This is a genomic window from Nonomuraea zeae (assembly GCF_005889725.1).
Taxonomy (GTDB): Bacteria; Actinomycetota; Actinomycetes; order Streptosporangiales; family Streptosporangiaceae; genus Nonomuraea; species Nonomuraea zeae.
Map to the genome: position 1 here is coordinate 1 of NZ_VCKX01000025.1, position 21,799 is coordinate 21,799.

At 69.4% G+C, this 21,799-nt stretch carries 18 protein-coding genes and 1 pseudogene; 11 read left to right on the plus strand and 8 right to left on the minus strand.

Annotation, left to right across the window (positions count from 1 at the left end):
• The first annotated feature begins 64 nt into the window (after window positions 1-64).
• Complete coding sequence (nadE, locus tag ETD85_RS10985; protein WP_138689545.1) at window positions 65-895, plus strand: ammonia-dependent NAD(+) synthetase; 831 nt, start codon at window positions 65-67, stop codon at window positions 893-895.
• Between the two features lie 253 nt (window positions 896-1,148).
• On the opposite strand, the pseudogene ETD85_RS67465 reads toward nadE, so the two are convergent.
• Window positions 1,149-1,732 (minus strand): annotated as a pseudogene (locus tag ETD85_RS67465) (hypothetical protein).
• Window positions 1,733-1,856: 124 nt separating this feature from the next.
• Here ETD85_RS67465 and ETD85_RS10995 point away from each other — a divergent pair.
• The 3 genes from ETD85_RS10995 to ETD85_RS11005 all read left to right on the plus strand — a co-directional run bounded on the left by ETD85_RS10995 (window position 1,857) and on the right by ETD85_RS11005 (window position 4,508).
• On the plus strand, window positions 1,857-2,246 hold the full coding sequence (locus ETD85_RS10995; RefSeq protein WP_170246621.1) for a hypothetical protein: 390 nt from the start codon (window positions 1,857-1,859) through the stop codon (window positions 2,244-2,246).
• A gap of 617 nt (window positions 2,247-2,863) precedes the next feature.
• Entirely contained in the window at window positions 2,864-3,379 is a 516-nt protein-coding gene (locus ETD85_RS11000; RefSeq protein ID WP_138689547.1) for an RNA polymerase sigma factor, read from the plus strand.
• A gap of 49 nt (window positions 3,380-3,428) precedes the next feature.
• Window positions 3,429-4,508 (plus strand): Crp/Fnr family transcriptional regulator, encoded by a 1,080-nt coding sequence (locus ETD85_RS11005; protein ID WP_138689548.1) that lies wholly within the window; start codon window positions 3,429-3,431, stop codon window positions 4,506-4,508.
• Window positions 4,509-5,024: 516 nt separating this feature from the next.
• On the opposite strand, the gene ETD85_RS67470 is transcribed toward ETD85_RS11005, so the two are convergent.
• Together ETD85_RS67470 and ETD85_RS11015 are read right to left on the minus strand one after the other, a co-directional pair.
• A complete protein-coding gene (locus ETD85_RS67470) occupies window positions 5,025-5,486 on the minus strand; it encodes an ATP-binding protein (RefSeq protein WP_420847247.1) in 462 nt (153 codons plus the stop codon).
• A 751-nt stretch (window positions 5,487-6,237) separates the two neighbouring features.
• The gene (locus ETD85_RS11015; protein ID WP_138689549.1) at window positions 6,238-6,726 is read right to left on the minus strand and encodes a hypothetical protein; all 489 of its coding nucleotides are present in this window, start codon (window positions 6,724-6,726) and stop codon (window positions 6,238-6,240) included.
• A 410-nt stretch (window positions 6,727-7,136) separates the two neighbouring features.
• Between ETD85_RS11015 and ETD85_RS11020 the strand changes: the two genes are divergently transcribed.
• The 3 genes from ETD85_RS11020 to ETD85_RS11030 all read left to right on the plus strand — a co-directional run bounded on the left by ETD85_RS11020 (window position 7,137) and on the right by ETD85_RS11030 (window position 10,795).
• A complete protein-coding gene (locus tag ETD85_RS11020; RefSeq protein ID WP_338087134.1) occupies window positions 7,137-8,312 on the plus strand; it encodes a trypsin-like serine peptidase in 1,176 nt (391 codons plus the stop codon).
• Between the two features lie 157 nt (window positions 8,313-8,469).
• The gene (locus tag ETD85_RS11025) at window positions 8,470-9,210 is read left to right on the plus strand and encodes a response regulator transcription factor (protein ID WP_138689550.1); all 741 of its coding nucleotides are present in this window, start codon (window positions 8,470-8,472) and stop codon (window positions 9,208-9,210) included.
• A 28-nt stretch (window positions 9,211-9,238) separates the two neighbouring features.
• Window positions 9,239-10,795, plus strand: coding sequence for a sensor histidine kinase (locus ETD85_RS11030; RefSeq protein WP_138689551.1), 1,557 nt, complete (start codon window positions 9,239-9,241; stop codon window positions 10,793-10,795).
• Here the strand turns inward: ETD85_RS11030 and ETD85_RS11035 are convergent.
• Both ETD85_RS11035 and ETD85_RS11040 read right to left on the minus strand, forming a co-directional pair.
• On the minus strand, window positions 10,697-12,262 hold the full coding sequence (locus ETD85_RS11035; RefSeq protein ID WP_138689552.1) for a hypothetical protein: 1,566 nt from the start codon (window positions 12,260-12,262) through the stop codon (window positions 10,697-10,699). The two genes, ETD85_RS11030 and ETD85_RS11035, sit on opposite strands and share 99 nt — an antisense overlap.
• Window positions 12,263-12,291: 29 nt before the next feature.
• Window positions 12,292-13,197: an ABC transporter ATP-binding protein gene (locus tag ETD85_RS11040; RefSeq protein WP_138689553.1), complete on the minus strand. Its 906-nt coding sequence runs from the start codon at window positions 13,195-13,197 to the stop codon at window positions 12,292-12,294.
• 64 nt (window positions 13,198-13,261) lie between these two features.
• Between ETD85_RS11040 and ETD85_RS64575 the strand changes: the two genes are divergently transcribed.
• From ETD85_RS64575 to ETD85_RS11060, 4 genes are all read left to right on the plus strand, one after another.
• Window positions 13,262-13,840, plus strand: a complete 579-nt coding sequence (locus ETD85_RS64575) for a TetR/AcrR family transcriptional regulator (protein WP_206058233.1) — start codon at window positions 13,262-13,264, stop codon at window positions 13,838-13,840.
• 68 nt (window positions 13,841-13,908) lie between these two features.
• Complete coding sequence (locus tag ETD85_RS11050; RefSeq protein ID WP_138689554.1) at window positions 13,909-14,487, plus strand: NADPH-dependent FMN reductase; 579 nt, start codon at window positions 13,909-13,911, stop codon at window positions 14,485-14,487.
• Between the two features lie 21 nt (window positions 14,488-14,508).
• Window positions 14,509-15,483, plus strand: a complete 975-nt coding sequence (locus ETD85_RS11055) for an ATP-binding cassette domain-containing protein (protein WP_138689555.1) — start codon at window positions 14,509-14,511, stop codon at window positions 15,481-15,483.
• The gene (locus ETD85_RS11060) at window positions 15,480-16,322 is read left to right on the plus strand and encodes an ABC transporter permease (protein WP_138689556.1); all 843 of its coding nucleotides are present in this window, start codon (window positions 15,480-15,482) and stop codon (window positions 16,320-16,322) included. Before ETD85_RS11055 ends, ETD85_RS11060 begins: the two co-directional genes overlap by 4 nt.
• A gap of 72 nt (window positions 16,323-16,394) precedes the next feature.
• On the opposite strand, the gene ETD85_RS11065 is transcribed toward ETD85_RS11060, so the two are convergent.
• The 3 genes from ETD85_RS11065 to ETD85_RS11075 all read right to left on the minus strand — a co-directional run bounded on the left by ETD85_RS11065 (window position 16,395) and on the right by ETD85_RS11075 (window position 21,683).
• The gene (locus ETD85_RS11065) at window positions 16,395-17,024 is read right to left on the minus strand and encodes a DNA topoisomerase subunit B (protein WP_138689557.1); all 630 of its coding nucleotides are present in this window, start codon (window positions 17,022-17,024) and stop codon (window positions 16,395-16,397) included.
• Between the two features lie 145 nt (window positions 17,025-17,169).
• Entirely contained in the window at window positions 17,170-17,943 is a 774-nt protein-coding gene (locus tag ETD85_RS11070; protein WP_138689558.1) for an alpha/beta hydrolase, read from the minus strand.
• A gap of 239 nt (window positions 17,944-18,182) precedes the next feature.
• A complete protein-coding gene (locus ETD85_RS11075) occupies window positions 18,183-21,683 on the minus strand; it encodes an ATP-binding protein (RefSeq protein WP_138689559.1) in 3,501 nt (1,166 codons plus the stop codon).
• Window positions 21,684-21,799: the final 116 nt, after the last annotated feature.

The following is a 21,799-nucleotide window of genomic DNA, read 5'->3' on the forward strand; positions in this document are numbered from 1 at the left end:
CGGCATACGAGATGTCTTAGGGTCTCGTGGGCTCGGAGATGTGTATACGAGACAGGGAGCAACCGTGACCGACCTGGCGTCCACTTCCCTGCAGCAGGAGATCGCCCGGGATCTCCAGGTGAGCGCGTCCTTCGACGCCGAGCAGGAGATCGAGCGCCGGGTGGCCTTCCTCGCCGGCCAGCTGACCTCCACGGGCCTGCGCTCGCTGGTGCTGGGCATCAGCGGCGGCGTGGACTCCATGACGGCGGGCCGCCTGTGCCAGCTCGCGGTCGAGCGGGTCCGTGCCACCGGGCGGGACTCGACTTTCTACGCGATGCGGCTCCCGTACGGCACCCAGGCCGACGAGCGGGACGCGCAGCTGGCGCTGGAGTTCATCCGCCCCGACCAGATCCTGACCGTCGACGTGAAGTCCGCCAGCGACGCCGCACTGGCGGCGCTGCTGGCCGGTGGCATGGTCTTCCGCGACGCGCACCAGCAGGACTTCGTGCACGGCAACATCAAGGCCAGGCAGCGCATGATCGCCCAGTTCGCGGTGGCGGGCGCGCATGAGGGGCTGGTGGTGGGCACCGACCACGCCGCCGAAGCGGTCTCCGGCTTCTTCACCAAGTTCGGCGACGGCGCGGCCGACGTGACCCCGCTCACCGGCCTCACCAAGCGCCGCGTACGCGCCATGGCGCAGGCGCTGGGCGCGCCGACCGCGCTGGTCCTGAAGACTCCGACCGCAGACCTGGAGTCCCTGAACCCGGGCAAGCCCGACGAGGAGGCGCTCGGCGTCACCTACGACGACATCGACGACCTCCTGGAAGGCAAGCCGGTCGACGAGGCCGCCTTCACGGCCATCGTCCGCCGCTACCGGCTCACCGAGCACAAGCGGCAACTGCCGATCGCTCCCTGAGCGCACCTCTCGCACGCTCTCGGATCGAGCAGGGCCTCTCGCACGAACTTCCATCGAGCAGGCCCCCAGCTCGACCTTTCATCGAGCGGCCACGCTCCGCCGGACGGCCACGGCCAGACACATGAGAGGGTGCTGGCCTCGAACCCGGCGAGCATGGACACGGTCTCTGGTGATGCACCCGCCTTCGTGCCTCCGGGGACACGACCGGCTGGAGGACCGTCACGGACTCCACCCGAAGCCGCTACCTCTGCGGCTACCCTCGCGCCTCTAGATGAGCTATTCCAAGGGGCCAGTGATCGTAGGCGATCAGTGAGCGTAGGACGGTCTGTCCGGTCGCGTCGTTGTGCCAGATCACGGCGGTCAGCGCGAGGATGCGTTGCTGACGCGGGCTATGACACCTCCGGGTGTGCGCCCTCGGTGCCGTTCGAGGTCAAGCTGCCCCCTTGAAGGTCTCGTTGATTCGATGACCTGCCTCAGCGGCTTGAACAGAGCGGCACCAGGCCGTTCCCGTTCACCGTTACGGGCAGGCCGCAGCAACCGGACTCTCATGCTCAGACAGTTCGCGTTCGAAACCACGGCCGAAGTAGTTCTTGTCGCCGAAGAGAGTCTGTCGGGGGCGCTCTCGCAAGCTCGCGTTCGGCGGTCAGGAGGTCGAGGAGGGTCTCGCGGGAGCGGCCGCATTCCACCCGGGTGGAGTCCACGACCCATACGTCGTCGCTCCACCCCGAGGTGGTGGCGGTCAGGATCCGATTGACGCTTCGCATCAGACCGGCGGCCTTGCGCGGCCGCTTGTCGTAGCCGGGCTGCTGGGGCCAGCCCAGGATGCTCCTTCAGGATGTCGTCGGTCGTTGCATAGAGTGCTGTCGCGAGGGTGTCCACGTCGTTCGTCACAAAACGATCTTGGACGCCCTTGTTCTCGTCTCCGCAGGCACCCCTTGGACCACATCACCAGGAGGAACCAGTGTCATACCCGCAGGTGCTCACCCCGGAGGAGAGGCTCGCCGACGCGAAGAAGCAGCTGAGCCTTCCGCGTATCGTCGTGATCTGCGGCTCCACCCGCTTCATGACCGAGATGACCGAGGCCGATCTGCGGGAGACCAAAGCCGGAAAGATTGTCGTCAAACCGGGCTGTGACATGAAGTCGCCGCACGAACTTTGGTCAGATCCTGTCGAGGCCGAGGCGCTGAAGGTTCGCCTGGACGATCTGCACCGGGCGAAGATCCGGCTCGCTGATGAGGTGCTCGTAGTCGGCGACTACATCGGAGACAGCACCCGAGCCGAAATCGCCTACGCCCGGTCGCTGGGCAAGCCCGTGCGGTTCACGCACCCCGAAGTCACCCCTGACGCCTGACCGCCCGCTTCGCCCGCTGCCACCTCGACAACCAGGGCCGGCAGCCTGCCGCCTGACCGTCTCGCGGTGGCTTCGGCCGCCGCGCACCCCACACCCTCCGCAGACATCCCCTGGAATTGATCATCTAGGCAAGGCGTTCCCGGACCGAAGCTGACGTACGGACGCTCGGGGTCACTAGTGCGACAGCGAAGCTGCCCTCTCTCAAAGAGGTAGACGTACGCGCAGTCGCAAGCCTGACGTGACCAATCGGAACTGAAACAAGATCATGTTCGAGACCAGGCCTGACCTGCGAACTCACTGCTTCACCCTTACGTATTGAAGCGTCTACGGGCGATCTGCGCCGATATGCCTCCCGTAGCGTAAAAAATCATGAAGAATGCTCTGAACCCTGGCCTCCACATCGTGCAATACAAGTCGAGCGCCAACATCGGGGACATGCGCCGACAGGACCAAGCCGATTCGTCCTCGTCGACCACGAGCACCAGTCAGGTCGACACCGCCGCACTCCATACCATCGGCCGGCCTGCCGCTTGCCACCTCGGAGCTCTCAGACAGTCGTATTCGCCGGAGGCTCACCCCCTCCCCCTAACCATCTGAAGGCGTTGGTGAAGCATCAAATGGCAGTGGAGCCATATTCGCCACTCGGCAGCGACTGGTCGGGAGCGATGGAGCTGGCCGAGCGGATGAAACCGAAGATCACCGCTTATGTCCGCGCCAAGTGGCCTGACCCCACCGTAGCGGACGATGTGTATCAGGAGGTGTTCGTAGTGCTCACCAAGAAGTGGGACAGAGTCAAAGATCATCCGAATCCCGATGCTTGGATCATGACAACTGCTAAAAAGGTGTTCTGGGGGATCATCCGCAAGGAATTGCAAAGCAATAAGGTTGTTGCAAAACTGGAACAAGCCCAGAGTTTTACGTCCACCCAGAGCTCGGAAAGCACTATTTGCGACAGGTTGGATGTGACACGGGAGCTACACAAGCTGACCTCTCGACAGTTGCACATGATATACCTACACTATTTTGCTGACTATTCAATTGAAGCGATCGCGCGACAACTGGGCGTCCGCAACGGCACAGTGAAATCTACGTTGCACGAAGCACGCAACGTGCTGGCCAGAACCTTCCGATGAACATCACAGAAAGAATGCCTCTCCCTCTGCCAGAAGGTAAGTGATCCAAATGAGCATCCGCGACTACTGGGATTCCTACCCGATTTCCGACGGCGAAAATCGCAAGAAGCTCTTCTCACGCCTGGTCGGGAGCGATGATTTTGACATCGAGCTGGATGAAGACGTCGAAGATGAGATCGCCAAGGCAATCGATCGCGCACACCTGCGCCGCGTCGCACGTACGATCACGGTGTACCGCATTGGCGAACCCGGTGACATCTCGGCCGTCAACACTCCGGGAGGAACGCCCGCCCCGCTTGTGCGCGGCAGCTTCTGGCAACGCCTGGATGAGGTCACCAAGTCCGAGTTGCTTGCTCTAGGAGAGGTACGTCATATTCGGGAGGGCGAGAACCTTTTCCAGGCGGGCGATGAGTCCTCTTGCACCTACATCATCCTGTCCGGATGGGTCAAGGTGTTCTCTCAGCCGCAGTGCGAGAAATACGAGGTCACGGTGGCCCTGCGCGGGCGAGGCGACATCGTCGGAGAGGTCGGGGCGCTGTGCGGAACCCCACGATCAACCACCGCCGTGGTCCTGCAAGATTTGTCGGCGTTAGTGATTCACGCAGATCTGTTCAACGCTCTGCTCATGGCGAACCCCTACGTCGTCAAGGAACTCGAGAACATAGCGAACCAGCGACTCAAGGATTCCAGAAATTTCGAGTTGAGCCTGGGAAAGCCAGGGGCACAGCGCTTGGCATGCATCATACTCACTATCGTCGAGCGGTATGGGCAGCACATATCTTCGGACAGCAGGCCGGCCAGCCGAGCCTATGTCCCTCTGAGCTTCGAAGATGTCGCCAGCATGGCCGTGGTTCCAGAGTTGATTGTGACGGACATCATGAAACTGTGGAGCGCAGGCAACATCGCACAGTTAGACGCCGGATCGTTTGTTAGCGTTCTCGACCGCCAACTGATGCGTTCCATCGCGAGGGGGGAATGCCTACAGTCCGCCCCCCGTAGAATGATTCAGCAAAGGGCCTGCCGAAATTGGCGTTTCGATCATGCCAGTTATGCCTGGGAGCAGTTTCGCGAGACGCAGGTGAAACTCTTGGACGAGCTCGAGCATCTTCCGCAGGTATTATCGGGCTAACAGGTGACACAGAGTTGAGGACGGGTGAGGGAGATGCATTGCCATCTTCCTCACCCTCCCATCACGGCTTACACGACAGCCAGAATCAGTGCGGCCACCGCTGATGCGACGATCAACATCGTGCAGAGCCGCCCCGTTTCTGCCCAGCTTCGCAATGCCAGACGCACTATCCGGGCCGTCTCAACGATGAGGCGGTTAAAGTACGGCATCCCTGTTCCCTCCGTTCACCCTGTTACGTTAGTGAAATGCGCGTTCACCGCCGATCGGTTCAGCCCGAGTTGGATTTTGTTCATCTCTTTCCTGTGGCTGCCCGGTCAGGTGCGGGTCAGCGTTACAGCTCCGTATTCCTTCGGGCCTTAAGGTCGAGGGAGGTCTCTCGGGGTCTGAACGGCGTTGCAGCCCGAATTTGCCCGCCAGCTCCCCACCACGGGCCTCGGACCGTCCAGGTCGCCGCATGCGCACGTGTTGGTCGAGGTACCTCCGCGTGCCGCCCTCCACGTGTCTGGGAGTGGTCGCCTACGTTCGGGCCCAGTGAGCGTCCAGGTAGTGACTGTTCAGTGCAGTTGGACAATGACACACCGAATGCGGCGTGCCAGCCCAGTCGGCCTGTCGTGCCTCCAACATGGCAACCGACGATTCCGGCGCAGCGGCGGACGGCGAGTCCTCCAGCGTGAGCACCTCGGCCCACACCGTGCTTCCGATGGAGCCCCGTCGCCCACCCCAGCGGACGGAGACCGCCTCGACCAGCAACCCCCGGCCGTGGTCGTCCTCGCTGTTCGGCCGACGGGAATGGGGGAAGGTCCGTGATCCCGCGTCCGTGACCGCAATGCGCAACAGCCTGTCGCTGATCTCGGCCACCTCCAAGGCGACGAGTCCGCCATGCCGGCCAGAGCGGCTGTGCACCGCAGCGTTGCTCACCAACTCCGAAAACACGAGACGCACGTCATCCAGGTTCCTGTGTCCGGCCGACGTCAGCACCAATGGGAGTGGTCGAACGATTTCTCGCCGAGGTGGTGGTGCCAGGGGACGTGTCCTCAGTGACGCTGCTTCGGCAGTACGTCACCGTATCGACTCCAAGATCATCCCGATGGAGAGTGCTGTACCCGCTTCTTCGGGGCTTGTCCCCAACCCGGCAGACCTGTCCGGTCACAGCACTGGAGGCTGCTGACGGCGCGTCGCCATGGGCCGCATCCCGCCGCGAGGGCCATCGACACCACATTGGGCATCGGCCGCATCCTGCTGTGAAGCGAGGTCGAGCGGGCCATCGCGGCGTGACCAGGTGGCCGCGTCAACCCGGATCCAGTCTCCATGCTGTACCTGGCAACAAGGGTCAAAGCCGGAGAGACCGGGCAACGCAGATGGCCAGGGCGCTGGAGGGACCCGGCCGGCCCTTTCTACTCAGGTTCACAAGGTTGCGGATCGCGGGCCGGTCGGTGGTGGGCATCGAACGGCCCACCACCCAACCGGTCAACGGGCGGGCCCGCGCTGGCGCCGAAGGCGCGGGAGGTGCACGATAGCGCCGAAAGGCCCGGGGGTGCACGACAGCGCCGGAGGCGCGTGGGGTGCGCCGGAGGCGCGTGGGGTGCGCCGGAGGCGCCCCGATGTGGGCGCCTGAGCGCTCGCGCGCGAAGCGCTCTCCGGCGAAGCCCGTTGTGAGGGGCGGGCATCAGCAGGCCCACCGCTCAGACGGGCAAGGGGAGGGCGCCCGCCGGCCCACCTACCTAACTGCCTACTTGGCGACGTGGCGACGGTCGTCGTGCTTCCGGTCCTTGCCGGCCACCACGGTGAACGAAGCGGTGGCGACCTTGTTGCCGACCTTGACGCTCACGGTCTTGCTGCCGGCCTTGGCCCTGGCGGGCACGGACAGGGTCTTGGTGGCCCGGCCGCCCGAGAGCGAGACGCGGTAGCTCTTGCCCTCGGGGCTCGTCACGGTGGCCGTACCGGTGGAGGAGCCCTTCACGACGATCGTCACGCCATAAGAGGAGCCCGCGCGCACGCGGCTCGGGTTGACCGCCACCTTGAGCGAAACCTCCTGGTGCCTGGCGTCCTTGCCGGGCCGGTCCTGGGTCTTGGCGGGAGCCGAGTGCGTCGGCTGCGGGGCCTTCACGGTCGCCGTCGGCTGCGGCCTGGCGCCATCGGCCAGTGCGGAGCCCGCGAAGGGGAGGGCGACGAGGGCCGCGCTGGCGAGGGTCACGGTCAAAGGCTTGGCGAAGCGCATCAGTAGAGCATCCAATCCGCGGCAGACCTGGCCGAACCTCTGAATTCGGCCCCGAAGGTCATCCGCTTGACCTGAACTCTGCCGACCGAATCTTAAAACCGCCTGATTTGCGGTTATGTATTGGATAAGTGCAGGTAGGAGCACCAGTGGCAGCGGAGTGATCTGCAACACATAGGTTCTCTTACGTAATTCTCAGCGTTTTATCGGCTGCGCTCTCAGGATCCATTCCGGCCTCGGAGAACGCGTACGACGAAATGATCTTCCCCGGATCACGGCGCGATCACGGCCCGCTGTGTGCCAGCTAATACCGGACAAAGGGGACATAAAGCCAAGGTCAAGAGGGATAGCTTCCTGCCTCATAGACGCACCGAACGCTCATGGCGTTCCCGCGACGACCAAGGAGTACCCCCTTGAAGATCAAGCACACCCTCGTTCCCCTCGGTGGCGGCCTGGCCGCCACGGCGCTGCTCGGCGCCTCGCTGGCCGGCGCCGCGCAGGCGGCCCCACACGTGAAGCCGTCCGAGAGCGTCAGCATCACCAGCGCGAAGGGGATCGCCGCCTACTGGCTGGAGAGCAACGGCGCGGCCCTGAAGGCCGCCACCTACGTCGAGGAGGACACCACCGACGTCGACAAGCTCACCTCCACGGGCACGCCCTCCACCGACACCAAGGCCGGCTCGGTCGCGCCGACCGGCACCACCACGACGACCACCAAGTCGAAGAACGTGAACCTGCCGAAGACCATCGGCAAGGTCTTCTTCGTCGACTCGGCGGGCAAGAACCGCTGGTGCTCCGCCTCGTCCATCCAGGGCAAGTACGCCAACGTGGTCGCCACCGCCGGCCACTGCGTGTACGACACCTCCAACGACGAGCAGCTCCTGGACAACTGGGTCTTCGTGCCCGGCTACTACCAGGGCAAGACCCCGTGGGGCATCTACGTCGGCAAGCAGGCGTTCGTCCACTACGACTACAGCGTCTACGAGGACTACGACCGCGACTATGGCTTCGTCTCGGTCTACAACGGCGTCACGGTCAAGGACTCGACCGTGACCAGGTCCGAGTACGACACCGACCGCGCCAAGTCCGGCACCGACACCACCAAGGGCGACCACGGCTACTACGACCGCGACTCGAACACCTACCACGTGCTCGAGGCCTCGGACGCGGGCCGCCTGGGCGACAACGTCGGCGGCCAGGGCATCGCCTGGAACCAGCCGCTGAAGAAGGCGCACTACGTCTTCGGCTACCCGCAGGCCGCGCAGCCCGACGGCAACAAGCCGTTCACGGGCGTCACGCCGAAGTGGTGCTACGGCACGACGACGGCCAAGACCGTGGGCTCGGCCGCCAAGAAGATCGAGGAGCACGTCGGGCTCAAGTGCTCCATGACCGCCGGCGCCGACGGCGGGCCGTGGCTGCTGAAGTACAGCAGCGCCAAGCGGCTCGGCTACCTGAACGGCGTCACCAGCGCCTTCTACGACCAGGACGAGAACGACCGCGTGGACTACATCAGCTCGCCGTACTTCGACGCCGAGACCTACAGCGTCTACGCGTCCGCCGCCAACGTCTGGTCCGGAAAGCTGTTCTGAAAGGCGATTCAAGGGAAGGGGGATGCCCTTGGGTAGCGCTGACAGCGTCTTAAAGGGATAGGAAGGGCCCGGCCTCGGCCGGGCCCTTCCGCTGCTCATAGCCGATTCATACGCAGGCATCATCAAACACTCATCAAGGCACGTCATCGTCACGAACATGCACACGACCCGCCCGAGCTTCCGGTCCGAGCCCGTGCGCCGGCCGGACGGCAGCTCCATCAACATCCTCGTCGTGGACGACGAGCCTCCGCTGACCGAGCTGCTGTCCATGGTCATGCGCCAGGAGTACTGGGACGTCCGCAGCGCGCACAACGGCACGGAGGCCATCCGCGCGGCCCGCGGCTTCCGCCCCGACGCCATCGTCCTGGACGTCATGTTGCCCGACATGGACGGGATCCAGCTCCTGCCCAGGTTGCGGGCGGTGCTGCCGGGGGTGCCGATCCTGTTCCTGACCGCGCTGGACTCGGTCCAGGACCGGCTCACCGGCCTGCGCGCGGGCGCCGACGACTACGTCACCAAGCCGTTCAGCCTGGAGGAGGTCGTCATCCGGCTGCGCGGCCTGCTGCGCCGCTCGGGCGCGGCACAGGCACGGCCCGACGCCGGGCTCGTGGTCGGCGATCTCGTGATGGACCAGGAGACCCACGAGGTGAGCAGGGACGGCAAGGAGATCAGGCTGACGCCCACCGAGTTCGAGCTGTTGCGCTTCCTCATGCACAATCCCGGCCGGGTGCTGAGCAAGACGCAGATCCTCGACCGGGTGTGGGCCTACGACTTCGGCGGCCAGAGCAACGTCGTCGAGCTGTACATCTCCTACCTGCGCCGCAAGATCGACGCGCACCGCAAGCCGATGATCCACACCGTGCGCGGCGTCGGCTACACGCTCAGACCCGCCGGATGACCGCGCGGCCCGAGCCGGGGGCTCCGCGATGACGATGACGATGTCGCTGGAGACGAAGCTCGTGATCTCCTCGATCGCGTTGCTCGCCACCGTCTCCGCCGTCATCGCCACCGCCACGACCCTGCTGTTCAACGACTTCCTCATCGACCGGCTCGACAGCCAGGTCAGCTCGGCCGCCCGCCGCTCGGCCAGCGGCGCGCTGCCGCCGGGCAGCGCGCCGCCCGAGGCGCGGGAGGTGTCGTTCCTGCTGCTCCCCGGGCAGTCGGAGGGCACGTTCGGCGCCCGGATCCGCCAGGGAGCGGTACGCCGGGCCGCCGTGCTGACCGATGTCGGCTCCGTGCGCGAGGTCCCGTCGCCGCCCTCGCTCGTCCACGTCACGAACGCGCCCGTCACCGTCGAGCTGGGCCCGCTGGGCGACTACCGGATGGTCAGCACCCGGGCGCCGGACGGCGACCTGCTGGTCACCGGGCTGCCCGTCACCGGGGTCCGGTCCACGCTGACCAGGCTCGTCGTGGTGGAGGCCGTGGTGACGCTGGCGGCCGTCGCGCTGACGGCCGTCGCCTGCACCCTGCTCGTACGCCGGGCCGTACGCCCGCTCGGCCGGCTGGCGGCCACCGCGACCAGGGTGTCCGAGCTGCCGCTCGCCACCGGGGACGCCGTGCGGCTGACCCGCGTGCCGGAGGTGGACACCGACCCGCGTACGGAGGTCGGCCAGGTGGGCGGCGCGCTGAACCGGATGCTCGGGCACGTGGAGACGGCCTTCGCGGTCCGGCACGAGAGCGAGACGAGGCTGCGGCAGTTCATCGCGGACGCCAGCCACGAGCTGCGCACCCCGCTGGCCTCCATCGTCGGCTACGCGGAGGTGAGCGGGCGCGGCGGCGAGCGGCACGGGCCGCAGACGGCGCACGCGCTCGGGCGCATCCGCTCGGAAGCCGGCCGGATGACCACGCTGGTCGAGGACCTGCTGCTGCTGGCCAGGCTGGATGCGGGCCGCCCGCTGGAACGGCTGGAGCTGGACCTGTCCCCCCTCGTGGTGAACGCGGTCAGCGACGCCAACGCGGCCGCGCACCGGCACCGCTGGCTGATCAGCCTGCCCGACCAGCCGGCCCTGGTTTCGGGGGACGCCGACCGGCTGCACCAGGTCGTGGCGAACCTGCTGGCCAACGCCCGCACCCACACGCCGCCCGGCACCACCGTCACCACGACCGTGCTGCTCGCCCCCGGGCAGGTCAGCGTCCGGGTCGCCGACGACGGGCCGGGGATCCCCGGGCATGTGCTGCCGCACGTGTTCGGCAGGTTCGCGCGGGGCGACGGCTCGCGCTCGCGCCTGGCCGGGGGCAGCGGGCTCGGCCTGGCCATCGTCTCGGCGGTGGTGGCGGCGCACGAGGGCCGGGTCGAGGTGACCAGCGCGCCGGGGAACACGGTCTTCACGCTCGTCCTGCCCGCCGCGCACGACCACGATCCAGGCGATCGGGTCCTGCTCGCATCAAGCCATCAGGTCCCGCCGCCGGAACGCGACCCCGCCGACGACCAGCAGCACGGCCGCCGACAGCGCGAACGCCGCGGGAGCCACCGGGCCGGGTGAGATCGTGGGATGGCCGTAGCCGAACGGCGTCAGCAGGAACACCTCCCTGCCGATCACCTTCGCCTCCCACAGCGCCACGAACGCGACCGAGGCGACGACCACCGTCCAGCTCGCGGGCACCACGAGGCGGGGGCGCAGGCCGTACAGGGCGATCGTGAGAGCGGCGATGGACCAGGCGGCGGGCAGGAAGAGCAGGGTCGTGCCCGTCTGGGCGAGGACCGCCCACGGGCGGCCGGCGCCCAGCCCGGTGCCGAGACCGACGGCCAGCAGCATGGCGGCGGGGGCCGCGAGCCCGAGCGCGGCGTGCCCGGCCAGCCAGCGCGTCCTGCCGGTGGGCGCGGCCAGCAGCGGCGCGGCCCGCCCGCGGCTCTCCTCCGTGTACGGCCGCAGCGCGCACACCACGGTCAGGCAGGCGACGACCAGGCAGAAGACGTACGTGAAGATCGCGATCAGGGCGTCGCCCATCGTCTCGCGGCCCAGCCTGCCCAGCAGCTCCCCCACCAGCGGCAGGTCCCCGAACCGGGCGTCGAACGAGGCCGACACCCAGCCGACTCCGACCGACATCACGGCCAGGGTGAGGCTCCAGCTCACCACCTGGCCGCCGGACAACCGCCAGGCCAGCGCCGCGGGGCCGCGCAGGAGCCGGCCCGCGCGTACCGGTCCAGTGCTGCCACCGCGATCGGGCAGCAGGCCCGCGCCGATGTCCCGGCGGGCGGAGAGCGCGTACGCGGTCAGGACGAGCGCGACGGTCAGCGCCAGCGGGACGAGCGGCACCCACCACCGGCCTTCCGCGTACGGACCGGCGATGCGCGGCCAGCCCGCGGGGAGCAGCCCGATCCGGTCGTCCGGCACCACCACGCCCGGCATCACCCCGGCGACCAGCACCCCCACGGCGAGGCTGCGCGCGAGGGCGGCGCTCTGGGCGAGCTGCGCCGTCACGAGGCCGCACGCGGCGAACACCAGGCCGCCCGCCCCGGCCGTCAGGCTGAAGAGCAGGGATCCGGCCAGGTCGTAGCCGGGTCCGAGGGCCAGCGCGGCGGTCAGCAGGAGGGTGACGGCGGCGTTGACGGCCGCGATCACGGCGAGGGCGGCGGTGACGGGGGCCTGCCTGCCGATCGCGCCGGCCGCCATCAGCTCCCTGCGGCCCGCGTCCTCCTCCGCGCGGGTGTGCCTGACGGCGAACAGCAGCCCGGCGAGCCCGGCGATGAGCAGGCTCTGCAGGCTCGACCGCCACGCGACGACGCCCTCGATGGAGAGGTCGTGGATGGGGCCGAGGAGGGCGGCGGTGATGGGGTTCGCGGCACTGGCGACGGCGAAGTCGGCACGGGCCTGGCGGGTGGGGAGCAGCGCGCTCAGCGAGTACGCGTTGAACAGCGGCACCGCCACCGCCACCGCGGCCCAGGCGGCGAGCAGCCACCGATCCCGCCGGACGACGAGCCCGGCCAGCGTCAGGGTGCCGCTGAACACACCAGATGTGGATCGCTCCTGGCCGGCCGTCACCGGGTCGCCGCCCGCTCCGCGTCCTGCCGGTAGTGGCGCAGGAACAGCTCCTCCAGCGTCGCCGGTTGCGCCGTGATGTCCCGCAGCCCGAACGCGGTCAGCCGGTTGAGCACCTCGCCGACCCGCCCGGCGTCCGCCCGGAGGCTCACGTGGGTGCCGCGCACCTCCAGACCGTGTACGCCGTCCGCCCCCGCCAGCCCATCGGGCGGGCGTTCGAGGTGAGCGGTGATCGTGGTCCACGTCAGGTGGCGCAGCTCGGCCAGGGTGCCCGACTCGACGATGCGCCCTTCGCGAACGATGCTCACCCGGTCGCACAGGGCCTCGACCTCGGCCAGGATGTGGCTGGACAGCAGCACCGTGACCCCCTGGCCGCGCCGCTCCCCCAGGCACTGCCTGAACTCGGCCTCCATGAGCGGGTCGAGCCCCGTGGTCGGCTCGTCCAGCAGCAGCAGCTCGGCCTCCGAGGCCAGCGCGGGGATCAGCGCCACCTTCTGCCGGTTGCCCTTGGAGTAGACGCGGACCTTCTTGCCCGGGTCCAGCTCGAACCTGCCGATCAGCTCGTCCCTGCGCCGCGGGTCGAGGCGGCCGTGCACCCGGCCGAGCAGGTCGATGGTCTCGCCCCCGGTCAGGTCGTCCCACAGGGCGACGTCGCCGGGCACGTACGCCAGGCGGCGGTGCAGGCGTACGGCGTCGCGCCAGGGATGCCCGCCCAGCAGCCGCACCTCGCCCGCGTCGGCGCGCAACAGGCCGAGCAGGACGCGCAGCGTGGTCGTCTTCCCGGCGCCGTTGGGCCCGAGGAAACCGTGGATCTCCCCCGCCGCCACGTGCAGGTCGAGCCCGTCCAGCGCGCGGGTCCGCCCGAAGTGCTTGACCAGACCCGACACGGCGATCGTCCGCTCCATGGGGCGGACGCTACGTCAAACTTGCAGACCTGTAAATATGCATTGGATGCAATAATGTTTCCGTATGTCGTTGCGGGAGCGGAAGAAGCAGCAGACCCGGCAGGCGCTCATCGACGCGGCCGGGCGGCTGTTCGACGAGCAGGGCTTCGAGGAGACGACGGTCGAGCAGATCGCGGCGGCGGCCGGGGTCTCCACCCGGACGTTCTTCACCTACTTCCGGCACAAGGCGGACGTGCTCTACGACAACAGCGTCCAGCGGGTGGACGCGGGCGTCCGGGTGATCGGCTCGCGCGACCCCGGTGAGCGACCGGCCGCGCTCCTGGCCCGGGCGTTCGACGAGATGCTCGCGGACAGCTGGGAGATGGGGCTCACCGTCGGGCTCGTCGGCGAGGCGTACAAGCTGCCGATCTTCTCCCCCCAGGCCACCATCGACCGCTCGAACACCCGGCTGGAGCGGCTCGCCGTCGCGCTGGCGAGCGCGTGCGAGATCGACCGGGCGACGGCGTACGCGATGGTGGGGGCGGCGATCGGGGCCGTGAGCGGGGCGGTCGCGGTGACCCTGGGCGAGGGGCGCTCCGACGCGGAGGCCCTGGCGGTCGCCCATCGAGCCTGCCGCCAGGCCCTGGCCGGCTTCGACGCCTGACCCGCTAGATCGGATCTAGCGGGCCGTCTGGCGCCTAAGAGGTGAAGGCGCGAGACGGGAGGGCGGACATGACGATCGGCGACAACCCGCTACAGGTCGCGGTGATCATCGGCAGCACCCGGGCGGGCCGCGTCTGCGACACGGTCGGCGAGTGGTTCGCCGCGCGCGCCGCCCGCCGCGAGGACCTCGCCATCGAGGTGCTCGACCTGGCCCGCTACGCCTTCCCCGGCTGCTACCCGCAGGAGGCGACGCCCGCCATGCGGCGCTTCACCGAGTCCGTCGGCGGCGCGGACGCGTTCGTCGTGGTCACCCCCGAGTACAACCGGAGCTTCCCCGCCTCGCTCAAGCAGGCGATCGACTTCGCCTATGACGAGTGGCAGGGCAAGCCGGTCGGGTTCGTGTCCTACGGCTCGGGCTCGGCCGGCCATTACGCGGTCGAGCAGCTCCGTACCGTCTTCGGCGCCCTGCACACCGTGACCGTGCGCGACTGGGTAGGGCTCGACCTGCTCGGCGACGACCTCGACGAGCAGGGCAGGCCCCGCGACACCGACGACCGCCTGCGGGCGGTCGCGGCCCTGCTCGACCAGCTCACCTGGTGGGGCAGGACGCTGCGCGCGGGCCGGCACGCCCAGCCGTACGTCTCCTGATCTCTCTTCGAAAGGAACACCATGCCAGATCTGGCGATACAGACCTCCGGCCTGGTCAAGGTCTTCGGCGACACCCGCGCCGTGGACGGCCTCGACCTCGCCGTGCCCGCCGGCGCCGTGTACGGCGTGCTCGGCCCCAACGGCGCGGGCAAGACCACCGCCGTGCGCATGCTGGCCACGCTGCTGCGGCCCGACGGCGGCGAGGCGACCGTGTTCGGGCACGACGTCGTGCGCGAGGCCGACGCCGTACGCAGCCGGGTGAGCCTGACCGGCCAGTACGCCTCCGTGGACGAGGAGATGACCGGGGCCGAGAACCTGATCCTGCTCGGCCGCCTCCTCGGCCACCGCAAGCCGGCCGCCAGGGAGCGGGCGGCGCAGCTGCTGGAGGCGTTCGGGCTGACGGAGGCCGCGGGGCGGCAGGTCAAGACGTACTCGGGCGGGATGCGGCGGCGGATCGACATCGCGGCCAGCATCCTCAACACCCCGGACCTGCTCTTCCTCGACGAGCCCACCACCGGGCTCGACCCGCGCAGCCGCAACCAGGTCTGGGACATCGTGCGCATCGTCGTCGCCCACGGCACCACGGTGCTGCTCACCACCCAATACCTGGAGGAGGCCGACCGGCTCGCCGCGAGGATCGCGGTCATCGACCACGGCAGGCTCATCGCCGAGGGCACGCCGGGCGAGCTCAAGTCCTCCGTCGGCGCGGGCTCGGTGCACGTACGGCTGCGCGACCCGGCCACCAGGCCGCAGGCCGAGCGCGTACTCGCCGAGACGCTGGACGCGCCCGTCTACCTGGAGTCGGACCCGGTGGCGCTGACCGCCCGGATCACCGGCGCCGGTCGCGACGCGGCCGCCGCCGAGCAGGCCTCGCGCGCGCTCGGCCGGCTGGCCGAGGCCGGCATCGTCGTCGACGACTTCTCACTCGGCCAGCCCAGCCTGGACGAGGTCTTCCTCGCCCTCACCGACCACCCCGCCACTGAGGAGGCAGCATGAGCACCACCACCGAGAACGCCACCGCCTACGTACCCGCCGCCGAGGCGCTCAGCACGGTCCTGGCCCCGACGGCGAGACCGCCGCGACCTAGCGCGTGGTCGGCGTCCATCACGTTCGGCTGGCGCGCCATGTTGAAGATCAAGCACGTGCCTGAGCAGCTGTTCGACGTGACGGCTTTTCCGCTCATGATGACGCTGATGTTCACCTACCTGTTCGGCGGCGCCCTGGCCGGCTCGCCGACCGAGTACCTGCAGTACCTGCTGCCGGGCATCATGGTGACGAGCGTCGTGATGATCACCATGTACACCGGCCTGGAGGTGAACAAGGACATCGAGAAGGGCGTCTTCGACCGTTTCCGCACCCTGCCGATCTGGCGCCCATCGACCATGGTGGGCTACCTGCTCGGCGACATCCTGCGCTACACGATGGCCTCGACGGTCATCCTCCTGGTGGGCCTCCTCCTCGGCTTCCGCCCCCAGGGCGGCCTCGTGGGGGTGGTGGCCGGGATCCTGCTGCTGCTGGCGTTCTCGTTCGCGTTCTCGTGGGTGTGGACGATGTTCGGGCTGCTGATGCGCAGCGAGAAGTCGGTGATGGGGGTCAGCATGCTGGTGCTGTTCCCGCTGACCTTCCTGAGCAACGTCTACGTCGAGCCTTCGACGATGCCCGGCTGGCTCCAGGTGTTCGTCAACCTCAACCCGATCACGCGGCTGGTGGCGGCCGTCCGGTCGCTGATGGCGGGGACGCCGGATGTGGGGGAGCTCACGTGGGTGCTGGTGTCGTCGGCGATCCTCATCGTCGTCTTCGGCACCCTCACCATGCGCCTGTACAACCGCAAGTAGGTCGCTGCGACAGCACTCTGTACGAGCGGCCTCCGGCGTGTCCGGGACCGGCGCGAACGACGCAACTCGCCCTCAGTCGTACCTGCTCTCCCTTGGCTCGCCGTTGCGGAGGTCTCGGATGGTGACGCGTCCCGATCCGCGAGCCTCGGCGCAGTAGGGGCCGTGCACGTCCAGCGAGCTCAGATCGGCTGCGATGGCGGCCTCCCGGCCGAAGTACGAGCGGTCGAGTTCGAAGGCGATCCGGGTTCCGCTGCCTGCCGGGGCCTGGAAGGGTTCGGGCGCGTTGAGGGGCCGCAGGTGGCTGAGCTCCTGGCGGAAGCCTTGGCCGTCCCGCCAGATTTCGACGATGGCTCGCGAGCTCATGGCGGCTGCGGCGGCGCTCAGCCAGCGGTCCGGGCCGAGCAGAGAACGGTGGTAGCCCAAGTGGGGCAGACCGTCGTCCGCCGGAGGGCCGGCGTGATCATCTGCCACCGAGAAGGCGAGGTCAGCGGAGACCTCGGCCTCGATCCGTAGCGCGTGTGCTGGGGCGACACTCGTCGCGGGATGAAGGCCATGAGCCAGAACGCAGCAGAGCACCTCGGTGGCCAGTCGCGGGTCCTCCTTGCCCACCCCGAAATACATGCCCGGTCGCGTGCGCACGACCTGGTCGAACTCCAGCACCCGAATGTCGGCGGCGCTGTAGGTGGGCTCCGGCGGCGGCATGCGATTCACGCTATCGCCTTGCTCAATGCCTGCGTCGTGGCTCCGAGCGCGGTCTTCCCCAGCTTGCGGCCCCGCCGAAGGACGGGGTCCGGGAGCGGTATCGGCGTCCGGTGCGGAGCCGGACGCCGATACCGGTCGGGTCGGGTCAGGCTGGTGAGGTGCTTACCCGGCCGAGATGCCGGGCCATGAACTCGTTGTCGATCCCGACCCAGCGGATGTTGCGGTGATCGCCAGGGTTGGCGTGCAATGTCTTTTCCGTCGAGGCGAAGGCGTCGAACAACGCGAGAGCGGATTGGCGGTCGACGTGCTCGTCGTCCCACGGGAGCAGGAACTGGACCGGAACGGTGATGCGCCTCGCCGCCTCGATCAGGGCCTCGTGCACGACGAACCCGCCGCCGAAGATCGCGGCCGTGATCCTGGGCTCGATCGCCGTCAGCGGTATCCCGATCCCGGTGCCCAGCGTGATGCCGCCGCCGTAGCCGATCGGCGCCTCGGTGCCGATCTCCGGCAGGTGCTGGAGTGCGTCCAGGGTCGCCTGCCATTCCGGCACGGCACGCTGCGCCACCGCGGCGCCGTACCGGGCGGTGATCGACTCGACGTGCTCGGTGTCGCCCGCCGCCATAGCCTGCCTGAGGTCGGCGCGGGCCTGCTCGTCCTCCGCCGTACGCGGGCGGTCGCCGTGTCCGGGCGCATCGATGGCGACCACGGTGAAACCCCAGGTGGTCGCAGCGTCGTGGGCGCGGGCCATCAGGGCCGGCGTCTTCTTGTGCTGGCCGCCACCGTGACCCATCAGCACCAGCGGGGCTTGCTCGGAGCCGGATGCGGGCGACCAGAGCACGCCGGGGATGTCGCCCACGGTGAAGTCGCGTTCGAGGACACCGTTCGACGATGTCTCCGTGGTGAAACGTACAGAATGCATGGGTTGTTGCCTTTCGGGAGTGCCTTGGTGTTGAGGCGCTCCCGGCGACCTCTACGGCAATCGCCCGGCCATGACGGCGAGGGGGAGCACCCACGTGCGTGCAGCGTTCATGGGTCTCACCTCCTCAAGCGTTGTCACGGCTCCGGGAACGCTACCAACCCGGACGCGCACCTCCAAGCCGTTTTCCTGCCGAGGAAAGGGGCGGGCCGCCCGGCCACTGGGATTGACGGCGTGCTCTGTCAGAGGCGCCAGGTGAGGTTGGCGTCGTCTGGCTGGTAGCGGCAGGTGGCGCCGGTCGAGACTGACGCGCGCAGGTGGGCGGCCAGCTCCGGGTGGGCTCGGTCGAGCTTGCGCAGCACGTCGCGGATCCTGGCGGTGACGGTCTTGCGAGCTCGCTCCGCCTCGTCGCCCAGCCGGCGGGTACGGCCCCCGAGCCCCGCCGCGGCCCGCAACTCCGCCAGCAACGCCGCCCGCTCCTCGTCGAACTCGGCCGCCCGCCGGTCGTCCCCCAGCTCAGCGGCCCGGTCGATCTCCTCGTCCAGCATGGCCAGTCGGCGGCGGTAGCGGCTCTTGGCCTCCTCGTCGAGCACCTCGTCACCGCCCATCCGGGCCGCCGCCACGACGAGCGGGCCGCCTTCCGGGTCGAGCAGCAACACGGCGGGCACGTCGTCGCCGGGGCGGCTCAGCAGGGTGTGCAGGTCGCGCAGTCCTTTGGCGTCGGGCAGGTGGGCGACCCGCCCCGCGAACGCCAACGCCCAGACCGCACCCTCCTGCCTGAACTCCCCACGCGATGCGCCAACTCGCCCACTGTCTCCGTCCCCGCCTCGCCCACTGTTTCTGTCCCCGCCTGGCCCACTGCCTTTGTCCCCGCCTGGCCCACCGTCTTTGTCACCGCCGCCGTCACTGCCTCTCTTGGTGCCTCTGCTAGTGGCGGCTTCTGCGGCGGCGCCGGGGCCTGGGCTGTCGCTGCCCCTGGGTGCGTCCCGGCCGCCCGCAGGCGTGTCCCGCGTCGAGCCGGTCGGGCCGTGTCCGTCCAGGTGCCAGGCCGGCTCAGGCCGGGCGGGGTGTACTGAGCCGAGCCCGCCCGGGTGCCACGCGGCCGGCTCTGGGCGACCCGGGCCGAGCCCGTCTTGGTGCCATGCGGCGGGCTCTGGGCGGGCGGGGCGTACTGAGTCGAGGACCTGGGGCATGCCCAGCTCCCCCGCCTCGCGCCGCACCCCTTCCAGCAGCGACTCCGCGGCGGCCGCGTCGCCCGAGGCGTCCCTGGCGAGGAGGGCGTCGGCCAGGTGGGCCCTGGCCACGACCGCCCACGGGCGGGCCTGCATCTGGTCGGCCGAGCGGGCGGCGGCGGTGAAGCCCTCGACGGCCTCCGCCCAGCGCTCCTCCGCCGCGTCCACCATGGCCAGCCACAGGTCGTAGGGCCCGCTGACGTCCCAGCCGAACAGCGACACCACCCACTCCCCCCGATGCGGCGTCAGCTCGGCCCGCGCCCTGGCGCACAGCTCCGGGTCGTGCGTGGCGGCGGCGATCTCCGCCAGGAAGCGCAGCCACAACGGCCGGGCCATGCGGTCGCGCGGCTCCCCGTCGGCGAGGCGGCGCAACGCGGTGTCGAGGTCGCCCGTCTGCAGGGCGGTCAGCGCCTCCAGCACCGGCAGGCACGGATGGCTGGTGCCCCTGAGCTCGTGGAGCGCCTCCGACTGCGCGTCCAGCCTGCCCTGCAACGCCATCAGGGCCCAGCGGTGGTGCACCAGCATGAACCGGTAGTGGTCGTGGCGGCTGTCGATGTGCAGGCCGGACAGCAGCGACTCGGCCTCGGCGAAGCGGCCCGCGAGGGTCGCGATGATGCTCGCGTCGATGGAGGTGGACATGGTCAGATGCGGCTGCTCGCTGCGCCGGCCCTGGGCGGCGTAGTGGTGGAAGTCGTCGAGGTAGCGGGGATCGCCCTGCTCGATCATGGCCACCCAGTGCAGCGCGGCGGCGAAGTGCGCCAGCTCCGGATCGGCGGTGCGCCGGGCCACGTCGATCAGCTCGCCGGTGAGCGCCACCCGCTCCCCCGCCGTGCCCGGCCCCCAGATGATGTCGTGGTGGGTCCACAGGCTGAACGCCAGCGCGTCGTCGTCGCCGCCCTGCCTGGCCAGCGCGACGAGGTGGAAGACGAGACCGAGCGCGAGACGGTCGTCGGGCACGGAGCCGCCGACCAGCCGGTCATGGGCCTCCCTGAGCTGGTCGAGCGAAGCGGCCAGGCCGTAGTGGGCGTGCAGGGTGAGCGCGAGCCTGGCGGTCAGCTGGGGGTCGTCGAGATCGCGCGCGCCGCTGACGGCCCGCTCGAAGATCCGCCGGGCCAGGTCGCGGTCGCCGAGGTGGTGCAGCTCCCTGCCCAGATCGAGGGCGATCATGATCTGTCTGCGCGGATCGACGCCGGCACTCAGGTCGTACGCCCTGCGCAGGTGGCCGAGCTGCTCCTCGTCGGCCAGCCGGCCCCGTGCGTCACGGGCGGCGGCGAGCAGGAGGTCGAGCGCCCGGCCCCGATCCACGCGGTCGCCCGCGACGTGGGCGTGCCGCGCCAGGTCGCCCGGCAGCACCTTGCCGGCGAGCCCGGGCGAGCGCTCCACCGCGGCGACGACGGCGGCGTGCAGGTCGCGCGGGTCGTCGAGCGAGTCGTAGAGGGTCTCGCGCACCAGATCGTGCGCGAACGCGAACACGCCCCCGCCCCTGGTCGTCACGAGCTTGGCCACCACGGCCAGCTCCAGCAGCCGATCGACGTGGGCGACGGGGAGTGCGATGGTCGCCGCGAGCACCTGGCGGTGGAACTCCCTGCCCAGGACGGCCGCGACGGGAAGCAGCTCGGACACCGGCCGGGGCAGCAGCGACAGGCGCCGCAGCAGTGCGTCGCGGACGCCGGGCGCGACGGCGCTGGCCGAGCCGCCGCTGCGCCAGAGCCTGGCGGTCTGCTCGACGAAGAACGGGTTTCCGCCCGTGCGCAGGTGGACCTCGGCGACCAGGCCGGGGGGTGGCTCGTGGCCGGCGGTGCGGGTCATGAGGGCGCCGACGCCTGCCTGGTCGAGCCCGGTGAGCGTGATGGTGGTGGCCTTGGCGACCAGCGGCGACAGCAGGTCGCGCAAGGGATGGTCGACGGGCTCGACCTCGGTGTCGCGGTAGGTGCCGATCAGCAGCAGCCGCTCGAACCAGGTCTGCCTGGCCGCGAACTCCAGCAGCCGCAGCGAGGCGGGGTCGGCCGCGTGCAGGTCGTCGATGACGACCACCACCGGGCGCCGCTGCGACAGCGCGACCAGGGTGGAGGTGACCGCGTCGTAGAGCCGGAAGCCGTCGGAGGGCTCGGCGGCCTGCGCGTCGCCGAGCAGGACGGTCAGCCCGCCGGCCGTGGCGTCGTCGGCCGGCGCCTCGCCGAGCAGGGCGGCCAGGCCGCTGCCCGCCGCCTTCTCGGCCGTGGCCCACTCGGCGGGCTCGACGCCGCGCCGCAGGGCTCGGAGGACCTGCACCCACGGCCAGTAGCCAGGGGCGCTGCCGGAATCCCAGCACGCGCCGCCGACCACCAGCGCGCCCTGCTGCCTGGCCTCCGCCGCGGCGCTGGTGACGAGCGTGGTCTTGCCGATGCCCGCCTCGCCGGTGACCAGCACCAGGCCGCCGTGGCTGCCGATCACCCGGGAGATCTCGGCACGCAGCAGCGCGGCGGGGTGCTCCCTGCCGATGAGCTCGTGTGCCGCGAGGTCGATAGGCATGACGCTTGCACGCTATCCGGCCCGGCCGACAATTTCCCGCCGGCGGCGCGTGCCTCGCTCCGCAAGGGCGCAGTGGCTCCGGCCCGGTCGCGTCGGCGGCTGGCTCCCAGGCGGCG

Excerpts from the sequence above, each read along its gene's own strand:
- ETD85_RS11000 (WP_138689547.1), top strand. The coding sequence starts at position 2,864 with ATGGCAGTGGAGCCATATTCGCCACTCGGCAGCGACTGGTCGGGAGCG.
- ETD85_RS11005 (WP_138689548.1), top strand. The coding sequence starts at position 3,429 with ATGAGCATCCGCGACTACTGGGATTCCTACCCGATTTCCGACGGCGAA.
- ETD85_RS11015 (WP_138689549.1), bottom strand. The coding sequence starts at position 6,726 with ATGCGCTTCGCCAAGCCTTTGACCGTGACCCTCGCCAGCGCGGCCCTC.
- ETD85_RS11025 (WP_138689550.1), top strand. The coding sequence starts at position 8,470 with ATGCACACGACCCGCCCGAGCTTCCGGTCCGAGCCCGTGCGCCGGCCG.
- ETD85_RS11030 (WP_138689551.1), top strand. The coding sequence starts at position 9,239 with ATGACGATGACGATGTCGCTGGAGACGAAGCTCGTGATCTCCTCGATC.
- ETD85_RS11040 (WP_138689553.1), bottom strand. The coding sequence starts at position 13,197 with ATGGAGCGGACGATCGCCGTGTCGGGTCTGGTCAAGCACTTCGGGCGG.
- ETD85_RS64575 (WP_206058233.1), top strand. The coding sequence starts at position 13,262 with ATGTCGTTGCGGGAGCGGAAGAAGCAGCAGACCCGGCAGGCGCTCATC.
- ETD85_RS11050 (WP_138689554.1), top strand. The coding sequence starts at position 13,909 with ATGACGATCGGCGACAACCCGCTACAGGTCGCGGTGATCATCGGCAGC.
- ETD85_RS11055 (WP_138689555.1), top strand. The coding sequence starts at position 14,509 with ATGCCAGATCTGGCGATACAGACCTCCGGCCTGGTCAAGGTCTTCGGC.
- ETD85_RS11060 (WP_138689556.1), top strand. The coding sequence starts at position 15,480 with ATGAGCACCACCACCGAGAACGCCACCGCCTACGTACCCGCCGCCGAG.
- ETD85_RS11065 (WP_138689557.1), bottom strand. The coding sequence starts at position 17,024 with ATGCCGCCGCCGGAGCCCACCTACAGCGCCGCCGACATTCGGGTGCTG.
- ETD85_RS11070 (WP_138689558.1), bottom strand. The coding sequence starts at position 17,943 with ATGCATTCTGTACGTTTCACCACGGAGACATCGTCGAACGGTGTCCTC.
- ETD85_RS11075 (WP_138689559.1), bottom strand. The coding sequence starts at position 21,683 with ATGCCTATCGACCTCGCGGCACACGAGCTCATCGGCAGGGAGCACCCC.